This window comes from uncultured Brevundimonas sp. (assembly GCF_963975535.1).
Classification (GTDB): domain Bacteria; phylum Pseudomonadota; class Alphaproteobacteria; order Caulobacterales; family Caulobacteraceae; genus Brevundimonas.
The window spans coordinates 162,419-181,749 of sequence record NZ_CAXBHE010000003.1; the positions used below are offsets into that span (position 1 = coordinate 162,419).

22 protein-coding genes are annotated in these 19,331 nt (G+C 68.7%); 9 read left to right on the top strand and 13 right to left on the bottom strand.

What is annotated here, in order from left to right:
• The first annotated feature begins 32 nt into the window (after positions 1-32).
• Together AACZ75_RS04990 and AACZ75_RS04995 are read left to right on the top strand one after the other, a co-directional pair.
• Positions 33-569: a 3D domain-containing protein gene (locus AACZ75_RS04990; protein WP_339871617.1), complete on the top strand. Its 537-nt coding sequence runs from the start codon at positions 33-35 to the stop codon at positions 567-569.
• An 87-nt stretch (positions 570-656) separates the two neighbouring features.
• Positions 657-1,391, top strand: coding sequence for a hypothetical protein (locus AACZ75_RS04995; RefSeq protein WP_339871618.1), 735 nt, complete (start codon positions 657-659; stop codon positions 1,389-1,391).
• Here AACZ75_RS04995 and AACZ75_RS05000 read toward each other — a convergent pair.
• The 3 genes from AACZ75_RS05000 to AACZ75_RS05010 form a co-directional block, all read right to left on the bottom strand.
• Positions 1,388-1,711 (bottom strand): Mpo1-like protein, encoded by a 324-nt coding sequence (locus AACZ75_RS05000; protein WP_339871620.1) that lies wholly within the window; start codon positions 1,709-1,711, stop codon positions 1,388-1,390. The genes AACZ75_RS04995 and AACZ75_RS05000 overlap by 4 nt on opposite strands.
• A 44-nt stretch (positions 1,712-1,755) precedes the next feature.
• Entirely contained in the window at positions 1,756-3,501 is a 1,746-nt protein-coding gene (locus AACZ75_RS05005; protein WP_339871621.1) for an ATP-binding protein, read from the bottom strand.
• 73 nt (positions 3,502-3,574) lie between these two features.
• A complete protein-coding gene (locus AACZ75_RS05010) occupies positions 3,575-4,105 on the bottom strand; it encodes a hypothetical protein (protein ID WP_339871622.1) in 531 nt (176 codons plus the stop codon).
• Between the two features lie 180 nt (positions 4,106-4,285).
• Between AACZ75_RS05010 and AACZ75_RS05015 the strand changes: the two genes are divergently transcribed.
• The gene (locus AACZ75_RS05015; RefSeq protein ID WP_339871623.1) at positions 4,286-4,495 is read left to right on the top strand and encodes a flagellar hook protein FlgE; all 210 of its coding nucleotides are present in this window, start codon (positions 4,286-4,288) and stop codon (positions 4,493-4,495) included.
• A gap of 19 nt (positions 4,496-4,514) precedes the next feature.
• On the opposite strand, the gene AACZ75_RS05020 is transcribed toward AACZ75_RS05015, so the two are convergent.
• Positions 4,515-5,219, bottom strand: coding sequence for a winged helix-turn-helix transcriptional regulator (locus tag AACZ75_RS05020; protein ID WP_339871624.1), 705 nt, complete (start codon positions 5,217-5,219; stop codon positions 4,515-4,517).
• A gap of 60 nt (positions 5,220-5,279) precedes the next feature.
• Here AACZ75_RS05020 and AACZ75_RS05025 point away from each other — a divergent pair, with 60 nt between their 5' ends.
• The 4 genes from AACZ75_RS05025 (at position 5,280) to AACZ75_RS05040 (ending at position 7,134) form a co-directional block, all read left to right on the top strand.
• On the top strand, positions 5,280-5,699 hold the full coding sequence (locus AACZ75_RS05025; RefSeq protein WP_339871625.1) for a VOC family protein: 420 nt from the start codon (positions 5,280-5,282) through the stop codon (positions 5,697-5,699).
• 14 nt (positions 5,700-5,713) lie between these two features.
• Positions 5,714-6,172 carry an SRPBCC family protein gene (locus AACZ75_RS05030; RefSeq protein ID WP_339871626.1) on the top strand — a complete coding sequence of 153 codons (459 nt, stop codon included), beginning with the start codon at positions 5,714-5,716 and terminating at the stop codon, positions 6,170-6,172.
• Positions 6,169-6,654 (top strand): VOC family protein, encoded by a 486-nt coding sequence (locus AACZ75_RS05035; protein WP_339871628.1) that lies wholly within the window; start codon positions 6,169-6,171, stop codon positions 6,652-6,654. The genes AACZ75_RS05030 and AACZ75_RS05035 overlap by 4 nt, the downstream gene beginning before the upstream one ends.
• A gap of 132 nt (positions 6,655-6,786) precedes the next feature.
• Positions 6,787-7,134 carry a DUF1428 domain-containing protein gene (locus tag AACZ75_RS05040; protein WP_339871629.1) on the top strand — a complete coding sequence of 116 codons (348 nt, stop codon included), beginning with the start codon at positions 6,787-6,789 and terminating at the stop codon, positions 7,132-7,134.
• A gap of 58 nt (positions 7,135-7,192) precedes the next feature.
• Here AACZ75_RS05040 and rpoD read toward each other — a convergent pair whose 3' ends face one another.
• Entirely contained in the window at positions 7,193-9,139 is a 1,947-nt protein-coding gene (gene rpoD, locus AACZ75_RS05045; RefSeq protein ID WP_339871630.1) for an RNA polymerase sigma factor RpoD, read from the bottom strand.
• A 73-nt stretch (positions 9,140-9,212) separates the two neighbouring features.
• Positions 9,213-11,090, bottom strand: coding sequence for a DNA primase (dnaG, locus tag AACZ75_RS05050; protein ID WP_339871631.1), 1,878 nt, complete (start codon positions 11,088-11,090; stop codon positions 9,213-9,215).
• Positions 11,091-11,325: 235 nt separating this feature from the next.
• Here dnaG and AACZ75_RS05055 point away from each other — a divergent pair, with 235 nt between their 5' ends.
• Positions 11,326-11,595: a hypothetical protein gene (locus AACZ75_RS05055; protein WP_339871632.1), complete on the top strand. Its 270-nt coding sequence runs from the start codon at positions 11,326-11,328 to the stop codon at positions 11,593-11,595.
• 14 nt (positions 11,596-11,609) lie between these two features.
• Here AACZ75_RS05055 and AACZ75_RS05060 read toward each other — a convergent pair whose 3' ends face one another.
• The 6 genes from AACZ75_RS05060 to AACZ75_RS05085 all read right to left on the bottom strand — a co-directional run bounded on the left by AACZ75_RS05060 (position 11,610) and on the right by AACZ75_RS05085 (position 17,601).
• Positions 11,610-12,743 (bottom strand): patatin-like phospholipase family protein, encoded by a 1,134-nt coding sequence (locus AACZ75_RS05060; RefSeq protein ID WP_339871633.1) that lies wholly within the window; start codon positions 12,741-12,743, stop codon positions 11,610-11,612.
• A 58-nt stretch (positions 12,744-12,801) separates the two neighbouring features.
• Complete coding sequence (gene carA, locus AACZ75_RS05065) at positions 12,802-13,977, bottom strand: glutamine-hydrolyzing carbamoyl-phosphate synthase small subunit (RefSeq protein WP_339871634.1); 1,176 nt, start codon at positions 13,975-13,977, stop codon at positions 12,802-12,804.
• Between the two features lie 80 nt (positions 13,978-14,057).
• Entirely contained in the window at positions 14,058-15,377 is a 1,320-nt protein-coding gene (locus AACZ75_RS05070; protein WP_339871635.1) for an amino acid permease, read from the bottom strand.
• Between the two features lie 125 nt (positions 15,378-15,502).
• The gene (locus tag AACZ75_RS05075) at positions 15,503-15,721 is read right to left on the bottom strand and encodes a hypothetical protein (protein ID WP_339871636.1); all 219 of its coding nucleotides are present in this window, start codon (positions 15,719-15,721) and stop codon (positions 15,503-15,505) included.
• Positions 15,722-15,745: 24 nt separating this feature from the next.
• Entirely contained in the window at positions 15,746-16,753 is a 1,008-nt protein-coding gene (locus AACZ75_RS05080) for an SRPBCC family protein (protein WP_339871637.1), read from the bottom strand.
• 38 nt (positions 16,754-16,791) lie between these two features.
• Positions 16,792-17,601 (bottom strand): hypothetical protein, encoded by an 810-nt coding sequence (locus tag AACZ75_RS05085; RefSeq protein ID WP_339871638.1) that lies wholly within the window; start codon positions 17,599-17,601, stop codon positions 16,792-16,794.
• A 291-nt stretch (positions 17,602-17,892) separates the two neighbouring features.
• Between AACZ75_RS05085 and AACZ75_RS05090 the strand changes: the two genes are divergently transcribed.
• Positions 17,893-18,591 (top strand): HAD family hydrolase, encoded by a 699-nt coding sequence (locus AACZ75_RS05090; RefSeq protein WP_339871639.1) that lies wholly within the window; start codon positions 17,893-17,895, stop codon positions 18,589-18,591.
• 8 nt (positions 18,592-18,599) lie between these two features.
• On the opposite strand, the gene AACZ75_RS05095 is transcribed toward AACZ75_RS05090, so the two are convergent.
• Positions 18,600-19,286: an SDR family NAD(P)-dependent oxidoreductase gene (locus AACZ75_RS05095; protein WP_339871640.1), complete on the bottom strand. Its 687-nt coding sequence runs from the start codon at positions 19,284-19,286 to the stop codon at positions 18,600-18,602.
• Positions 19,287-19,331 lie beyond the last annotated feature (45 nt).

Sequence of the window (19,331 nt, forward strand, 5' to 3'; positions counted from 1 at the left end):
TGCCGGTCGCCGAGGTCTCCGTGAGTCGGCTCATGCCGGAAGCTGCCGCTGCCCTTGCCCTGATCCTGGCGCTGATGTTCCCCGTCTCGGGCGAACCGGCCCCCTATGAGTCAGTGGTTGCCGCGGAAGCGGTGGCAGCGGAAGCGGCGTCCGGCCTCGAGCTGGACGCTGAACAGATCGAACTGATGGCCGGCGATCCCGACTGGCGCGCGTCGGCGCGGCTCTATCATGCCGGTGGTGGTGGCGCGACGGGCAACGATTCGCTCGGTTGCCGTCCGATCCCGATGCGCACCGTGGCCGTTGATCCCCGCGTCATCCCCCGTCGCACCCGGCTGTTCATCCGCGAGACCGTGGGCCTGCGCCTCGCCGACGGCACCGTCCACGACGGCTACTGGTACGCCTCCGACACCGGCGGCGCGATCAAGGGGGCCAAGGTCGATCTCTACACCGGCCACGGTCGCGGCTCGATGCGGCCGATCATGCGCCTCAACATGCGCACCCTGTCGATCGCCGAGGCCGGCCGTTTCGACGGCTGCCCGCCCGCCTGGGCCAGCGCCGACGCCGGCTGATGCCGGGACCCGCTCTCCGCGACCGGTTCAAATATTGATGTTCTGCCACTGACCGCTACAATCGCCTTCCTCGCACAGGAGGTGACGATGCGGTTCGTTTTCCCGACGATAACCCTGGCTGCGGCCCTCGCACTCAGCGCCGGTGCCCTCGCCCGGGCCCCGCAGCAGACGCCCCCGGCGGACGCCCGGGCCGCTCCCGCCACCGCCCCCATGACCGAACGCACCGAACAGCTGGGCTACCGCAGCCGGCGCGGACCCAGTCTGCTCAGGCCGGGCTATGAGGTGGGCGAGTTCACCGGCTCGACTGCCATGCGTTCGTCCAGCACCCGGCTGCCCTGGCAGTCGCGCGACATGGCCACGGCGGAGTTCTCCATCAACCTGCCCGGCGGCGAGGTGACGGCCAACTGTGGCGGCGGACAGAGCCACCGCGAGATCCTGGGCATCACCTTCGACCGTGAACCGATCAGCTATGACTGCGAATACGGCGGCGCGGCGCCGGCGGATGCGAGCATGGGCTTGGCCCTGTCGCGCGGCAGCTTCCTGCGCCGCCTGCAACAGCCCCAGCGCGCCGGGACCCTGACCTGGAACGGCGTGACCCTGCGGGCCGAGACCCACCGCATCGGCGGCCTGCCCTTCGGCGGCGGTCAGGTGATGGGCTATGTCGTGACGCGCGACGGGGTCGAGATCGGCGGCCTGGACATCAACCGCATGCGCCCGGCCTTCTACCTGCCGCCGCAGGGTTCACCGGATCGCGAGGCCGTGGCCGTCTTCCTGCTCAGCCTGTATTTCTTCCAGGACCCGGCCAACCGCAATCCGCGCTAGAATTTGCGTCGGCCGCTGACGGTCTCGAAAAACAGTCGCCAGTCGCCCATCAGGCTCCACAGCGGATACTGGAAGGTGGCCGGGCGGTTCTTCTCGAAGAAGAAATGGCCGACCCAGGCGAAGCCGTAGCCGACCAGCGGCATGGCCAGCAGCCACCAGGCGTTGCGCGTCACCAGGGCCGTGACGAAGACGGCGATGACCAGGGCCGTGCCGACCACGTGAATCCGGCGGCAGGTCCGGTTCGCATGCTGGTGCACATAGTAGGGGTAGAAGGCCGTAAAGGTCTGGAAGCGTCCGCCCGCCGGCTGCTGCGTGCTCATCGGCGCAGGATGCCTCCCGGCCCGCTTCGAGGCAAGCGCCGCCTCTAGACCGCCCGGGCGAGGTCCGGCGCCACCGACTCCCCGACAGCGACGTCGGCGATCGCCTGCAGCAGCGACGCCGGGGTGATCGGCTTCGCCAGATGGGCGTCGGCTCCGGCCAGTTGTCCGGCCCGCACCTGTTCCGGCATGGCGTTGGCCGTCAGCATGATGATCGGCGTCCGCGGGCCGTTCATCCGCGCCTCGGTGCCACGGATTTCCGCCACGGCCGTCAGACCGTCCATCACCGGCATCTGCATATCCATCAGGATCACGTCATAGATACCGACGGCGTGGGCCTGGACGGCCTCGAGGCCGTTCGCCACCGAGGTCACCTCGATCCCCGCGCCGCGCAGGATGATCTCGACGACGCGAAGGTTGGTCGGATGGTCATCCGCGACCAGCACGCGCGTGACGGCATGCACCGGGCCCGACGATGAGGCTTCATCCTCCGGTCGGGCGACCGCGCCGACCGGCAGGATAACCTCGAACCAGAACACCGATCCGGTGCCGGGAATACTGTCGCAGTCCAGCACGCCGCCCATCATCTCGGCCAGATGTTTCGAAATCGCCAGACCCAGGCCGCTGCCGCCGAAGCGGCGCGTGATCGAGCCGTCGGCCTGCTGGAAGCGGTCGAACAGACGGGCCTTGTGGGCCGGGTCGAAGCCGTCGCCCGTATCCGAGACCGCGAAGCGCAACCGGTCGTCCGTCCCGACCGTCAGCGCCAGGCGCACTTCGCCCGCCGTCGTGAATTTCACCGCATTGGAGACCAGGTTGATGAGTACCTGGCGGACGCGGACCGCATCGCCCTCATAGGCCCGGTCGGCCGCCGCATCGATCTCGACCACGATCGGCAGGCCCTTTTCGTCTGCCCGCGGCCGGCACAGGGCGGCGACGTTGCGGACCAGGTCGCCCGCGTGGAAGGGCACCGCCTCGATCTCCAGCTGCCCCGCCTCGACCTTGGCCAGGTCGAGAATGTCGGACAGCAGCCGCTCCAGCATTTCGCCCGAGGCGCAGATCATCCGCGCCGCCTCCTGTTCGCGCGGCGGCAGGTCCGCCTCGTCCAGCACATGGGCCATGGCCAGCACGCCGTTCAGCGGCGTGCGGATCTCGTGGCTCATATTGGCGAGGAATTCGGACTTGGCGACGCTGGCCGCCTCGGCCTCATGCTGTTTGTCGACCAGGGCCCGGTTGGTCGCCTGAAGGGCGCGGTGCCCGCGCCAGGCATTCAGGCCCGAGGTCGCCGCAAAGACCACGATCAGCGCCATCGACCAGAACAGGCCCAGCTCACTGGTGAAATTCGGCAGGGTGAACGGCAGCACCAGCAGGATCACCGCCGGCGGCAGGCCGGTGGTCAGCATATGCACCAGGGACCGGTGACAGCCGCGCACGACGTACAGCAGCACGCCACTGGTCAGGGCCACCGCCACCACCCGGCTGGTCTCGCCCGGAGCCCACCACCACAGCCAGCCGATCGTCACCCAGGCACAGGTCGACACCGCGGTGGCCAGCAGCCGCAGGGTGCGGAAGAACACCGGATTCCGGGCCAGCCGGCGGGGGTCGGTGGCGATCCACAGGGTGGAGTCGCCGATCGCATAGATCGCCGCCCAGGCCACCAGCGCGCCCAGGGGGATGGCGGTCAGACCGGTCAGGAACACCAGCACACTGATGACGATGCGGCCGCCGGCCTGCTTGCGGGTGTCGACGGCCGTCTGGTCAAACGCCGCGTCGAAGCCAAGGAGGGAGAGGTTCATCGCAATTTCCAGCTGCCCCCCCCTCATGCACGCGAGCGATGAAGTCCGGATTAAGATCGCGGCAGACGGCCCCTCAGGTCTCCCGCGCCGGTTCCGGCCCCAGCAGGCGACGCAGCAGCGGCCAGATCTTAACCCAGGCCGACACGACGCCGATCACCGAGGCGACGCCCTGGAAAAAGGCCCACACCGTGTCGACCAGCGCCCCGCCGAGGATCCAGCCGGTCAGGGGCATCAGCAGCCGGGAAATGCCGATCTGGACGGCGGCATAGGTCTGCGAATACTCGATCGACCGGTCGAGAACGAAGGCGATCGACACCGCCGCCGACATCGGCCCCCACAGCAATGGCAGCACCAGCAGCAGGGCCAGGACCAGCAGGATCAGCTTGGTGCCGACGGTCTCACCGGACACCAGGCTGAGCACCAGCCCCGCCCCCATCGCCAGCAACACCGCCACCAGGGTCACCGGCAACACCATGTCCACGGCCACGATCAGGTCCATGAACAGCAGACCGGCCAGCACGGCCGCGCCCGTCAGCAGGAAGCCGCCGACCCACAGGGCCGCATACTGGCCCAGACGACGTTTCAGATGGGCCAGGCTGATCACGGCGACACTCCTCGACGGCGGGACCCGCAGGATGCCGCGCCCGGCCGCCGAAGTCCATTGACCGAACGCCGCTCGCCCATCTGCCAGTCCCGCCGCTCGCCCGGCCGTTCACCATGCCTGTAGGCAGCCCGTTCAGTCCGTCTCGGCCACACTGCCCCTCCCTCAAGCCGGGAGCCGCCCATGCAGGCCTTCGCCATCGCCGCCGGCGGTATCGCCACCGCCACCGCCCGCTTCGACGCCAGCGCCCGGCGCACGGCCGCCGGCCCGCTCGACACCCTGGCCGAAGAGATGGTCGACCGCCTCCAGTCCGAGGTCGCCCTCAAGGCCAATGTCGCCGTGCTGAAGACCGCCGACCGGATGACCGGCACCCTGCTCGACATGCTGGCCTGAGGGTCGCCCCCCCCTCAACTCAGGCTCCGGCCTTGGGCGGCAGGGCAAAGAAGGTCTGGAAGGTCACCGCCAGGGCGCGATCGCCCGCGATCCGGACCCCACCCCCGGCCTCAAGCGCCTCCAGCGGCACCTTGCCGTAGACATAGGCCGCCATCGCTTCCGGCGTGGTGATGAAGGTCACCCCGGCGTCGTCGATCCCGCCCCGTTCCGGCACCAGCACGCCATGGTCGATACGGACACGGAAGGTCTCGTCATCCAGCTGAAACCCGACCGTCATGTCAGCATCGCCCGCCATACCGGCCTGGAACATGGTCCGGAACGACAGCATCAGCGAGGTCTTGGACAGCGGCAGGGTCGGGTCATGGCCCGGCGATCGCGCCGCCCAGCGTCCCAGCACGATCAGCAGTTGATCCGCCTCATAGCCCCACGGCGTCAGCCCGTAGACCTGGACCGAGGCCGGCGGCGGCAGTTTCGACCGCTCGACCAGGCCATGCGTTTCCAGCGTCTCCAGCCGCTGGGTCAGGATGTTGGCGCTGAGGCCCGGCAGGGCGGCCCGGATGTCGCCGAACCGCCGCGGCCCGAACATCATCTCGCGCAGGATCAACAGCGACCAGCGCTCCCCGACCAGCTCCAGCGCATGGGCCGTGCCGCAGGCGTCATCGTACCAACGCCGCGGCGCCCCTCCGGGTCCGGACGTCAAGTTGGTTACTTTTTCTAACTGCATGGTTGCCATTCCTAACCGGTCGTGGCACGAATGGCAAATCTCGCAGGAGGGAGAGGCTCGATGTCACGCATGCTTTTCGTCAATCTGCCGGTCACCGACCTGGCCCGCTCGATCGCCTTCTATGAGGCGGCCGGCGCGAAACAGAACCCGCAGTACAGCGACGCGCGCACCATGTGCATGGTCTTCTCCGACACCATTTACGTGATGCTGCTGACGCACAGCCGTTTCGCCGAATTCACCGCCCGGCCGATCGCCGACGCCCACGCCTCCGTCCAGGTGCTGCTGGCCCTGTCCGCCGACGACAGGACCCAGGTCGACGCCATCGTCGATGCCGCCGGTGCCGCAGGCGGCCAGGCCGACCCCAATCCCGCACAGGACCACGGCTTCATGTACGGCCGCAGCGTCGCCGACCCCGACGGCCACATCTGGGAGGTGTTCTGGATGGATGCCGACGCGGCCACCGCCGAAGATGCGGCCTGAGCCGGAGCGCGATCATGCCCGACTCCCACGAGCTCAGCGTCACCCGCCTGATCAAGGCCTCGCCCGAGACCGTCTGGCGCATCTATACCGAACGCACCCGCGACTGGTTCTGCCCCCGCCCCTGGACCACGCCCGAGGTTGACTTCGACCTCCGGCCGGGCGGCCGCGCCGACGTCACGATGCAATCGCCCGAGGGCGAGCGTCACAGCTACCGCGGCGTCTTTCTGGAAGTGGTCCCCAATCGGAAACTGGTCTCGACCAGCGCCCTGACCGAGGGCTGGGTCCCGCAGCCGGGCGAGATGAATTTCGTCCGCATCGACACCTTCGAGCCCGAGGATGGCGGCACCCTTTACACCGCCCGCGCCCGGCATTGGGATGCCAAGGCCGCCGACGCCCATCGCGACATGGGCTTCGAACAGGGCTGGGGCACCGTCGCCGACCAGCTGGCCGAACTGGCGGAGGCCGCGCAATGACCGACAGGATCATCCCCTGCCTCTGGTATGACGGTGACGGTGAGGACGCCGCGACCTTCTACGTCTCCCTGCTGCCCGACAGTCGCATCGACCGCGTCATGCGCGCGCCCGTCGACACCCCGTCCGGCCCCGCCGACACGGTACTGACGGTGGAGTTCACCCTGGCGGGGCGGTCATACATGGCCCTGAACGGCGGCCCGCAGTTCCCGTTAACCGAGGCGGTGTCGCTGCAGGTCCTGACCGAAGACCAGGCCGAGACCGATCGGCTGTGGAACGCCCTGACCGCCGACGGCGGCCAGGCCGGCGACTGTGGCTGGCTCAAGGATCGCTGGGGCCTGTCGTGGCAGATCACGCCCCGCCGCCTGATGACCCTGATCACCGACCCCGACCGTCGCCGCGCCGGCCGCGCCATGGCCGCGATGATGACGATGCAGAAGATCGACATCGCCGCCCTCAACCATGCCGCCGACGGAGACACCTGAGCCGCAACACCAACTTCCCGCCCCCGCGCCCAAGCCGCGAGCGACCGCATCGCGAGCGATAGCGCCCAACCCCGCGCTCAACCAACGAGCGACCGCGTCGCTCGTGATAGCGCCCTAAATAGAGACCTGCCCATGCCCTTCCTCGACATCACCGTCATCCCCGTGCCCACGGCCAACAAGGCCGCCTATCTGGCGCATTCCCGCACCTCGACGATCATCTTCAAGGAGTATGGCGCGACCCGGGTCACCGAGACCTGGGGCGAGGACGTCCCGGACGGCAAGGTCACCGACTTTAAAAAGGCGGTCCAGCTCCAGCCCGGCGAAACCGTCGCCGTCGGCTGGATCACCTGGCCCGACAAGGCCACCCGCGACACCGCCTGGGAAAAGCTGATGACCGACGCCCGCCTGTCCGCGACCGAGATGCCGTTCGACGGCAAACGCATGATCTTCGGCGGCTTCGAGGTGCTGCTGGACGGCTGACACCTGGCAACCGGGCAAGAAGAAGGGGCGGTCCCGATGGGGCCGCCCCTTTGTCGTTCTAGCTGTCCAGAAACGACCGCAGCTTCCGCGACCGCGACGGGTGCTTCAGCTTGCGCAGGGCCTTGGCCTCGATCTGGCGGATGCGTTCGCGGGTGACCGAGAACTGCTGGCCGACCTCTTCCAGGGTGTGGTCGGTGTTCATGCCGATGCCGAACCGCATGCGCAGGACGCGCTCCTCGCGCGGCGTCAGCGAGGCCAGCACGCGGGTCGTGGTCTCGCGCAGGTTCGACTGGATGGCGGCGTCGATCGGCAGGATGGCGTTCTTGTCCTCGATGAAGTCGCCCAGGTGGCTGTCTTCCTCGTCGCCGATCGGGGTCTCGAGGCTGATCGGCTCCTTGGCGATCTTCAGGACCTTGCGCACCTTCTCCAGCGGCATGGCCAGTTTTTCCGACAGCTCCTCCGGGGTCGGCTCGCGGCCGATCTCGTGCAGCATCTGGCGGCTGGTGCGGACGATCTTGTTGATCGTCTCGATCATGTGCACCGGGATGCGGATGGTGCGCGCCTGGTCGGCGATCGAACGGGTGATGGCCTGGCGGATCCACCAGGTCGCATAGGTGCTGAACTTGTAGCCGCGGCGGTACTCGAACTTGTCGACCGCCTTCATCAGGCCGATATTGCCTTCCTGAATGAGATCAAGGAACTGCAGGCCGCGGTTGGTGTATTTCTTGGCGATGGAGATCACCAGGCGCAGGTTGGCCTCGACCATTTCCTTCTTGGCCTGACGGGCCTCGCGCTCGCCCTTCTGCACGGTCTGGACGATGCGGCGGTAGTCGTCGATCGGCAGGCCGGCCTCGCTGGCCACGGCGGCGATGTCACCGCGGATGCGGGCGATCTGGGCCGCTTCCTTGTCGGCGAACTTGGTCCAGCGCACGCCCATGTCGCGCACATTGTCGGCCCAGTTGGGGTCCAGTTCGGCCCCGAAATAGGCCTTGAGGAATTCCGGACGCGAGATGCCGTAGCCGTCGGCCAGGCGCAGCAGCCGGCCTTCCAGCCCCATCAGCCGCTTGTTGATCGCGTACAGCTGCTCGACCAGGGCCTCGATGCGGTTGTTGTTCAGCTTCATCGTCTTCAGACGATCGGAGATGGCCTTGGTCAGGCCGACATAGGCCTTCTGGTCCTTGGCCGAGAGCATCTCGCCCTTGAGGCGGGCCTCGACCAGCTTGTCCTGCAGCTTGCGGAAGCCGCCGAAATCCCCGGCCACGGCGTCCAGCACCTCCATGACGCCGTCGCGCAGCTCGGCCTCCAGCGCCGAGATCGACAGGCCGCCGCCGTCATCGAAATCGTCGTCGTCGTCGTCATCGCTCTCGGGCTTTTCGGCCTCGCCCTCGGTCTTCTCGGCCTCGGGCTTCTCTTCCGGCTCGGGCTGGGCAGCCCCCGGCAGGGACGAGGGGTTGATCACGCCATAGGTGGCGTCGAGGTCGATGACCTCGCGCAGCAGGATGCGGTTGTTGGCCAGTTCGTCGCGCCAGACCATGATGGCCTCGAACGTCAGGGCGCTCTCGCACAGGCCGGAGATCATCGCGTCGCGACCGGCCTCGATCCGCTTGGCGATGGCGATCTCGCCCTCGCGGCTCAGCAGCTCGACCGACCCCATCTCGCGCAGATACATGCGCACGGGATCGTCGGTGCGATCATAGGCGGACTTGGCCGGGGCCTCGGCCACGGCGGTGCCGGCGGCGGCGGCGACGTCCGTGCTCTGCGGCTCGGCGGCGTCCTCCTCGGCCTCGACGACGTTGACGCCCATTTCGGACAGCATGGCCAGGGTGTCCTCGATCGCGTCGGGGGTCACCTCGTCGGACGGCAGAACCTTGTTCAGTTCCTCCATCGTCACATAGCCCTTGGTCTTGGCCTGTTTGATGAATTTCTTGACGCCGGCATCGGTCAGATCGAGCAGTGGCCCGTCGGTGGCGGCTTCGGTTTCCTGCGTCTCGGTCTGGGCAGTCATTAAATTCTGTCTCCGCGCCGGTCGGGGTGATCAATCCCGTCGGCAAAAATACAACGCGTCACGACTTCGTTGGTTACGAAGCCGCGTCGTCTTCCCATATCGTCCCGGCTTTGATCGCACGGCGCAAAGCATCGCGCTCGGCCTTTAGCCGGCGGAAAGCCTCATCCTGTCCCGGCACTGCACGTGCCGAAACCAAGGCGTCCTCCAACGCCGCTACGCGGGTCAGAGCGTCGAACGCCTGCGACCACCGGGTCCGTGCTTCGGCGAGGGGCGCATTCGCGGCCAGGAAAGGCGCGCCGGACTTTGCCGCCGCCTTCTCGACCTCGCGCACTAAAGCATCGTGACCCGAGAGGGCCAGATGGCGTCGCACGGCCGCACTGTCAAGGGATTGGCCGCTTTCCTGGTCGGCGAACCGCAGTCGAACAAGTTCCTGGGCCAGGCCATCCAGCGCCGGTTCGCCGAAGCCGTGGGCGGCGATGGCTTCCAGATAGTCGTCCATCCGCTCGGGATCATCGATGGCGCCGTGGGCCAGGGCTGCGGCCACCGGCTCGATCGACCGTGACAGCGAATGCATGGCCTGGGCTCCCTCGGCGGTCTGGCCCAGCATGGGCGGGGGACCCGGCTTCCAGCGGCCGTTGACGCTCTGGCCGCGCGACGCCGGCCGCTGGACCCGGGCCGGAAACAGGGCATCGAACCGGTCGAACAGTTCACGCCGGTACTGTTCCGCCAGATCCCGGTCCTGAATGGCCCCTGCGGCGTCTCGCAGCCGTCCCTTCAGCCCGGCGCGGCGCTCGGGCGTATCCAGCACCTCGACCTCGGCCTCGCGCTTGAACAGCACCTCGGCGAAGGGCCGGGTGTCGTCCAGGGCCTGGCGCAGGGCCGGTGCCCCCTTCTCGCGCAGGATGTCATCCGGATCCTGGCCGCCTTCCAGCAGGGCGAAGCGGAACGACCGTCCGGCCTTCAGCATCGGCAGCGCGCGCTCTATGGACCGGTAGGCGGCGCGCTGGCCGGCCCCGTCACCGTCGAAACACAGCACCGGTTCGGACGAGACCCGCCACAGCAGGGCCATCTGCTCCTCGGTCAGGGCCGTGCCCATCGGCGACACGGCCGGGATGCCGGCCCGCTGGCAGGCGATCACATCCATATAGCCCTCGACCACGACGATCGCCCGGTCGGACCGGCTCTCGGCCCCGAGGATGCGGCGCGCCTCCGGCAGGCCGTACAGGGTCGAACCCTTGTGAAACAGGGGACTCTCGGGGCCGTTCAGATATTTGGCGCGGTCGTCGGGGTTCATGGCCCGGCCGCCGAAGCTGACGATCCGGCCCCGGGCGTCGAGGATCGGGAACATCAGCCGGTCGCGGAACCGGTCATAGGGCTGCCCCCCGCCCTCGGGCGCGATCAGCAACCCCGCCTCGACCAGTTCGGCCGGGCGCGCGCCGCGCTGGACCAGGGCGTCCTTCAGACCGCCGCGGGTTTCCGGCGCATAGCCGAGACCGAACCGCTCCCACTGATCCTCGGGCAGGCCGCGCTTGTGCAGCACCTCACGCGCGGCCTTGCCGGCCGAGCGGCGCAGATTGGCGGCGAACCATTTCTGGGCCAGGTCCATCCAGTCGGTCAGCCCCTGGCGCTTCTGCTCCCGCTCGACCGCCTGCGGATCCTCGGCCGGCATCTGCATTCCGGCCTCGGCCGCCAGCCGCTCGACCGCCTCGGGGAAGCTCAGCCGCTCGGTCTCCTGCAGGAAGGTAATGACGTCGCCATGCTTGCCTGAGCTGAAGTCGTGGAAGAAGCCCTTGTCGTCATTGACGAAAAACGACGGCGACTTCTCCTTGGTGAACGGCGACAGCCCGACGAACTCGCGTCCCTGACGCTTGAGCTTCACCGACCGGCCGATGACATCGGACGGGCGAAGGCGGGCCTTCAGTTCTTCCAGGAAACGGTCATCGAAACGCACCGCGTGTCTATAGCGCGGAAATGGCGACGGCGTCAGACTTCGCGCGTTAAGGTTTCACTAACCAATTTGTCCGGATCGTGACCATAACCATCTGATTTTTAGCGTATTTTATATCCATACACGGAACCATCCACACCGCTGTGGGTTAATTTCAGTGTGCCGCGCCAGAAGGCAGCGGATCCCGGCGGTGCCGGCGCGAAGGCGCGGGCCCGCCAGCCAGAAAGACCGGACCACCATGTTCATCGCCATCGCCCGCCCGGCGGTGGAGCCCGTCGGCCCCGATGCTGTCGCCGTCCCCGGCTCTCCCACCGTCGCCCCGCTCACGCCCCGCGCCCTGCACGCGCGCCTGCTCGATAATGCCGCCGCCCGACGGATGCGGGCCCGGGAACGCCGTCTGGCGCACCGCGACGAGGACGCCCGCTACTGGCTCGCCGCCACCCTGACGGCGGTGCGCAAGGCGGGCGAACTGCGCTGCGAGGACAGGAGCTTCGCGCCCCTGCCCTGAGCCCGGCCCGGTGCCTAGCGCCAGATCGACCCGTCAACGGCTCCGGCGCGGCCGACGTCATAGACGCCGCGCATCGCCTCAAGGCTGAAGTCCAGCGGATCGGCGGCGCTGTCGTCCGGCAGGGCGGCGTAATGGAACTCCAGCCCGTTTCGCTCGGCAAAGGCGCGGTTCCCGGCCAGGGTGGAGACGAGGGAGGTCCGCAACATGATGTCGAGACTGCGCGCCAGCACCGTGCCCATGCTGTCGCGGGTGATTTTGAATCCGGCACCGGTGCGACCGTTGACGATCACATGGATACGGCCGCCCCTGAGATCCCCCGCCTCGTCCTCGAAGGACCAGAAGGTTTCGGGCAAGGCCAGAAAAGGCGTGGCCACCCCGCCATCGACATGCATCTCCTCGAAGCGGTGACCCCCGCCCTCTGACGGAATCAGCACCGGCGGAAAGGCCCCCGGCACGCTGGCCGAGGCGACCAGAACCAGACGGAACAGGGTCAGGGCCTCCGGCCCGCCCCGTCGGGCGATGGCCCCCATGTCCCAGACCACGCCCCGCTGGGAATCCAGATCCGTGGTGGCCACCAGCAGCATCCGCCCCCGCGTCGCCTCGGCCGCCACGGCCTGCAGGACCCGGTCGTCGATATAGTGGTCGACCAGGGCGCGCAGCGGCTCGCCCCGGTAGACGCCCGATCCGAACAGGGCTCCCAGCCCCTGGGGCTGCAACAGGTCGCTGGCCGCCCCTCCGGTGTAGGCCTCGGTCAGTTCGTCGTCCCAGTCCGGACCGAGGAAGACGAAGGAGGCGGCCAGGGCCCCGGTCGAAACGCCGGTGACGACCTCCATGTCGGGCCGGGTGCCCGACGCGGTCCAGCCGGTCATCAGTCCGGCGGCAAAGGCCCCGTTGGCTCCGCCACCGGACAGGGCCACGATATCGCGATGTCCGTCGGGACCGATCGGCATGCCGGCACGCAGCCGCGCCTCGAACACCGCCACCTGGCCAGGGTCATCGAGATAGAAGCGATACGGCCTGTTGTCCGCTGCCTGCACACCCATCGGGGCCGCACTCAGCCGGTCTTCGGGCCCGAAGCTGGTCCGGGTCCCGCTGACGCAGCCCGCGGTCGCCAGCAGCAGACAGAACAGGATCAAGACCCGGGTCATCAGCGTCCTTTCCAATCCCTGGAACGGCAGCGAGAGTGGGCCTCTGGCGCGCCGGCGTCTAGCCGCGCGGCCCCATAAGGTCGCGGAACCGGTCAAACAGATACAGGCTGTCAGTCGGTCCGGGCGAGGCCTCCGGGTGGTGCTGCACGCTGAACACCGGCCTGTCCTTCAGGGTGATGCCGCAGTTGGTGCCGTCGAACAGGCTGACGTGGGTTTCGACCACCGCGTCAGGCAGGCTGTCGCGATCGACGGTGAAGCCGTGATTCATCGACACGATCTCGACCTTGCCCGTGGTCAGGTCCTTGACCGGGTGATTGGCCCCGTGGTGGCCCTGGTCCATCTTGATGGTCTTTGCCCCCAGGGCGAGGGCCAGCATCTGGTGGCCGAGGCAGATGCCGAACACCGGCTTGCCGCTGTCGACCAGTTTCAGGATTTCGGGCACCGCATAGACTCCGGTCGCCGCCGGGTCGCCCGGGCCGTTCGACAGGACGATACCGTCGGGATCGCGGGCCAGGATATCCTCGGCCGGAGTGGTGGCGGGCACGACCGTGATCTTCGCCCCCGTCGAGGCCAGGGCCCGCAGGATGTTGCGCTTGACCCCGTAGTCGATGACCACGACCGACTTGCCGGCGGCGTCAACACGGGGATAGCCCTCCGGCCAGTCCCACAACCCCTCGTCCCAGTCGAACGATTGCAGGGTCGAGGCGGCCTTGGCCAGGTCGAGACCGACCAGACCGGTCCAGGCCTTCGCCTGGGCCACCAGGGCCTCGAGGTCGAAATTTCCGTCCGGATCATGGGCGATGACGGCATGCGGGGCACCGCCGTCACGAATCCGCGCCGTCAGGGCCCGGGTATCGACGCCGGACAGGCCGACCACGCCGCGACGCTTCATCCAGCCGTCCAGATCGCCGCCGCCGGCCGGTTCCGCGCGCCAATTGGCCGGGCCGGTCGGCAGGTCGCGGAAGATCGCGCCCCGGGCCGAGGTCTCCGAACCGCCACCGATCTGCTCGATGTCCTCGAGGTTCACGCCCGTATTGCCGACATGCGGGAAGGTGAAGGCCAGGATCTGGCTCATGTAGGAAGGGTCGGTCAGGATCTCCTGATAGCCGGTCATGGCGGTGTTGAAGACCACCTCGCCCAGCGCGGTACCGGTCGCGCCGACACCGATCCCCTGCAGGATGGTGCCGTCGGCCAGGGCGAGGACGCCGGTGGCGCCTGAGAGAAGCTTGGTCATGGCGCGTTCCTTACACCGAATCCGGGCGGGCAAACGGCGGCGTCACTAAAGATGCCCGGCCGCGGGGTCAACGTCCGACTTCAGCCCGCCCCGGTTCCGTCGCCGGTGAGGTCCGGGTCCCGCCGGTTCCGCCGCACCCACAGCCAGGCCAGGCTGGTCAGGGCGAAGAAGGCCAGGGTCGGCAGGATATAGCCCGGTGCCGCCGCGGCGACCGCCGCCACGCTGAAGGCCAACCCCAGCACCGCAACCACCCGGTCGCGCGGCCGCCCGGCCATGCGGAACAGGGCCACGGCGCAGAAGCCGTAGATGACCAGGCTCAGCACCGCCGTCAGACCCACGAGGGCCCCGAACTGTCCACCCAGGGTCGGCTGGTTCGAGATCACCGCCACCACCGACATGATCGCTCCGCCCAGCAGCGGGTTGGCGACCGGCGTGCGGTCCCCATGGCCGAAGCCGGACGGCAGGAAACCCTGTTTGGCCGCAGCCCGCGCCGTCTCGCCGCCCAGCATGACCCAGCCGCTCAAGGTGCCGGTGGCCTTGATCACCATGGCCGCTGCCGCCACGCCGCCGATCGAGGCCCCGAACACCCGGGCGATCAGGTCGGCATAGGGACTGGAGGACTGGGCCAGCACGCCGGCCGGGATGACCCCGAACACCGCCACCGAAGCCGCGATATAGACCACCGCGGCCAGCAGCACGCCGACGATGGTCGCCCGCCCGACGTCGCGCACCGGGTCCTTGACCCGGGCCGACAGGGCGGCGGCGCTCTCGACCCCGATAAAGGCCCAGAAGATGATGGCCAGCGAGGCCGGGACGCTCTTGGACAGGGGGGCACCCGAGGGGCTCCACGACGCGGCGAAGATCGCGGGATCGAAGGCGATGGCCCCCGCCACGACTGCCACCGCGACCGGGGCCAGGCCGATGATCAGGGCCAGGGCGGCGAAGCGGGCGGCCGTGCGCGCGCCGATGATATAGGCGACCGTGGTCAGCCAGATCAGGAACAGATTGCAGAACACCGCCCCGACCGGGGTCGCCAGCACCGGATAGAAATAGCCGAGGTAGCCAGTCGCGGCGACGGCGATGGCGACATTGCCGACCAGGCAGGCGGTCCAGAAGGCGAGCGCCGTCTGGAAGGCGAAGAACCGGCCCAGCCCGCGTTCGGCGTAGCCCGACAGGCCGTCGGCGTCCGGCTGCAATCGGCCGAGGGCGGAAAACACCATGGCCAGAACCACCGCCCCGGCGGCCGCCGCGGCCCAGCCGATGACGCTGGAACTGCCGGTCGGGGCCAGGGTGGCGGGCAGGAGGTAGAGGCCCGACCCGATCATATTGCCGGCCACCACCAGGGCGGCGAGGCCCCAGCCGAGCTGGCGGACAGATGCGGTCGGGGTCGCGGTCGTCATCTATTCACCTTCTCAAGCCGGGTCTGGAACCCGGCTGCCGCCGCCTCATGCCGCGGACTCAGTCCCCGCGATCATAATGACCTGCCGACAGATTGCACGGCACCGCCTCGCCGAAGGCCGCCCTGCTAGAGAGGAAGCGCATCCGGATCAACCCGATGCCGCACCAGCGGCCAGCCCAGTCCAATAACCGCCACCAGGCCGACGGCGACCAGCACCCAGCCGATCAGGCTTGAACTGCCGAACGGTGCCAGGGCGACGGGCAGGAGATAGATCCCCGAGCCGATCATGTTTCCGGCCACCAGCAGGGCGGCCAGGCCCCAGCCCAGCTTGCGTTTCCTGTCCATGATCGCCCCCCGGCGGTGCGCCCGTCAGGGCGTCGAATGCAGCGCCGCGATCCGGTCCTGGAACCAGCCGACCGCGCGCTCGTGTTCTGGACTTAGCACGCCCCGGTCGTATTGCCCCGCCGTGAGGTTGGCCTGCACCGCCTCGCAGATGGCGGCGTCCTCGGCGGTCAACCGATCCGACGCCGCCAGAATCTCCGTCAGGGCCCCGGGGCCGTCATCGCCGAGAAACAGATAGTCGAGCCGGACCCGGCCCGGGCCGACCGGTGTCATCCGCTCGATCATGGCGCTGTCGCGATAGACGTTGATGCCGAGATTGGGCCACAGCCAGCCCCACACGCCCCCCTGAGGTCCATCATTGATGCCGACGGCCTGCTGCACCACAAGATCGCCGTCGACACTGGTGCGGTAGTCCGACCGCGGGCCCAGTTCCTCGGCCAGCACGGGGTGGACGGCGTCGATGTGATAGCCCTCCAGATAGTTCTCGGCATAGACCTTCCAGTCGCAGGCGAGATCGTGCGTGCGCCGGACCAGGGGCTGGCTGATGTCGAGACTCCGCGCCGTCAGCAACCGCTCCAGAGGCGCGACAAATTCCGCCAGCGGTGCCGCCTCCGGGTCCAGAACCACGAAGGCCAAACCGCGCCAGATCTCCAGCCGCACGGTGAACAGGCCGAAATCCCGCGGGTCAAATCCCTCCGCGGTGCCAAAGCCCGTAGCCGCCCTCAGCCGACCGTCCAGGGCATAGCGCCAGCCGTGGTAGCCGCAGACCAGCTCACCCTCGCAGTGACCGCGGGTACCCGCGACCAGCGGTCCGGCACGGTGTCGGCAGACATTGTGGAAGGCCCGCAGGATCCCGTCCCTGCCCCGGACCGCCAGCAACCGGTAACCGGCGATGTCGGTCGCGATCCAGTCGCCCGGAGCCGCCGCCTCGGCCTCGTGGCCGATGAACAGCCAGGCGCGTCCGAACACACCCCTGCGCTCGCGGGCCCAGGCATCGGGATCGCCGTACAGGCGGGCGGGGAGGGTGGTCTGCATACCCCACAAGGCCCGCCGCGACGGGCCGCGTCAACGGTTCACACGGTGCGGGCGGTCATCTGGGCGAACACGGCGTGGGTGGCCCCGACCGCCACCGCGGCCCGGGCCCACTCGGGCCGGAGGTTCAGCAGCAGCAACCGCGGCGCGGACTCACGCGCCGCGGTGATCAGGGCCTCGGCCGCAGCCCAGGACCGGCTGCTGTCGTGGTCGACGCCGGCGAAATCGATGGCCAGACAGCCGGCCCGGGCGTCGACCAGGCGTCGGGCCAGGTCGATGTCCGGGGCCATGTGCAGGATCACGCCCAGTTTCTGGGTTTCGAAATGGGCGATGGTCTCGGCCAGGGCTTCCGGCGCGACCATTTCTGTCCCGCCCATCACCTCGACCAGCAAGGTTCCACGCCGTCCGTCGAACTGCAGACCGGCATAGGCCAGGGCAAAGCGGCCCTGGGTGGTCGCCACCGTACGCCAGAAGGCGGGCAGGACAACGGTCTCGTTGAGGGTCGGATGCAGTAGATCCAGACCGTGGGCCATGGTCTGCAGATCGATCCGCTTCAGGTCGGCCGGCTCGAGCGTCCGGTGACCCATGGCCACCAGCGCCGACTCCCCGCCCCGATGACGGACAATGCGCCTGAGCCGGCGCCCGACCGGCGCGAACCGGTCCAGCTCATAGACCGGCTGGGCGGCCAGGGTGATCGACAGTTCCCGCCGGGCCCGCGTCACGAAGGGAAAGGTCAGGCTTTCGCAGGCGGAACCGTAGGCGCGTCGGTCCGGGACACACCTGGCCGATCGGGACTCGTCAAACGAAACCTTGGCCGGTTCTCTCGGTCCGGCCCCCGGAGGATAGGCCATCACGACCTCCTGTGCTGGGACCACACGATACTACCTATGGAAGGTGCGCCCCATTTACCAAGAGATCACCAACAGACGGGGTTGACGCCGTTTTACCATAGGGCCTGCCCCGTCACGGCAGGCCCACGCGTCGCCTGCGCCGCCGATCGAACCGATGCCGGAGACTGGAGTGGCAAGGCGTGCCTCGCAGGGCCGAAACCATCCGCGTCCTGGCCGGGTCCTGCTTTCTGCCCGGGCACGAGCCCCATTTCCGCGCTTGCACGCCACCCCGTCCCGGGGGAATGACCGTCCATGACCATCACCACGGTCGGCCTCGATGCCGACGACACCCTCTGGCACAACGAGACCATCTTCCGCCTGACCCAGGCGCGGTTTCTCGACCTGCTGACCGACCACGACAATGACGCCATCGCCGCGCGGCTGGCCGAGGTCGAGCGTCGCAATCTGCGGCTCTACGGCTACGGGGTTAAGGGCTTCACCCTGTCGATGATCGAGACGGCGATGGAGCTGTGCGACGGCGATCCGCCGCCGCGCGCCCTGCGGGAAATCCTCGCCGCCGGGCGCGAGATGCTGGCCCATCCGGTCGAGACACTGCCCGGCGTGGCCGAGACCCTGGCTGGACTGGCCGATCGCTACCGTCTGGTGCTGATCACCAAGGGCGACCTGATGGACCAGGAGCGCAAGCTGGCGGCCTCGGGCCTCGGCGACCTGTTCAGCGGGGTCGAGATCGTGTCCGAGAAGGACCGCGCGACCTATGACCGCGCCTTCACCCGCCACGGCACCGGCCCGGACCAGGCGGTGATGGCCGGCAATTCGATGAAGTCCGACGTGCTGCCGGCGCTGGAGGCCGGGGCCTTTGCGGTCCACATTCCCTATCACGTCACCTGGGCCCACGAACTGGCCGATGCGCCGGAGAACCACCCGCGCTTTGCCCTGCTGGACACCATCGCCGCGCTGCCGGAATGGATCGAGTCCCGCCCCGACCGGTAGGCGGCCGGTCAGGCCGGGATGGGCTGTCCGTCCCACGCGAAACAGCCGCCACTGTCGGCCGGGGTCAGCGAGTCCACGACCGCCAGCAGACGCGCCGCCGAATAGGCGGGTGTAAACAGGGCATCCGGTTGAACTCCGCGCTGGAACGACCGGCTCAGGCCTGAGTCCACCGTGCCCGGATGCAGGCCCGCGACCACGGCCAGCGGATGGGTCCGGGCCAGTTCGATCGCGAGGTTGCGCAGGATCATGTTCAGGGCCGCCTTGGATGCCCGATAGCTGTGCCAGCCGCCCAAACGGTTGTCGCTGATCGAACCCACCCGGGCCGACAGGGCGACGAACACGGCCCGGCGATCGCGGGGCAGCAGCGGGAGCATGTGTTTGGCCACGAGCGCCGGTCCGATCGCATTGACCCGGAAGTCGCGCATCAGATGCGCCGGGTCCATTTCGCGAAAGCTGCGCTCGGGGACGTGGCCATTGTGCAGCACGCCGGTGCCGACGAACACCAGGGTCGGCACCGGCCCGCTGGCGACGGCGGCCGCCGCCGCCGCGATCGTCGCCTCATCCTCGAGGTCCAGCCCGGTTTCGGACCGGGACAGGGCATGGACGACGGCGAACGCCCCCGTCGCCCGCACGCGCGCGACGACCGCCGCCCCGACTCCGCCCGAAGCCCCCATGACCACCGCTGCCGAATCCATCCGTGTCTTTCCCGGCCACCGTCGCGCGTCGCGATCCTGACAGGG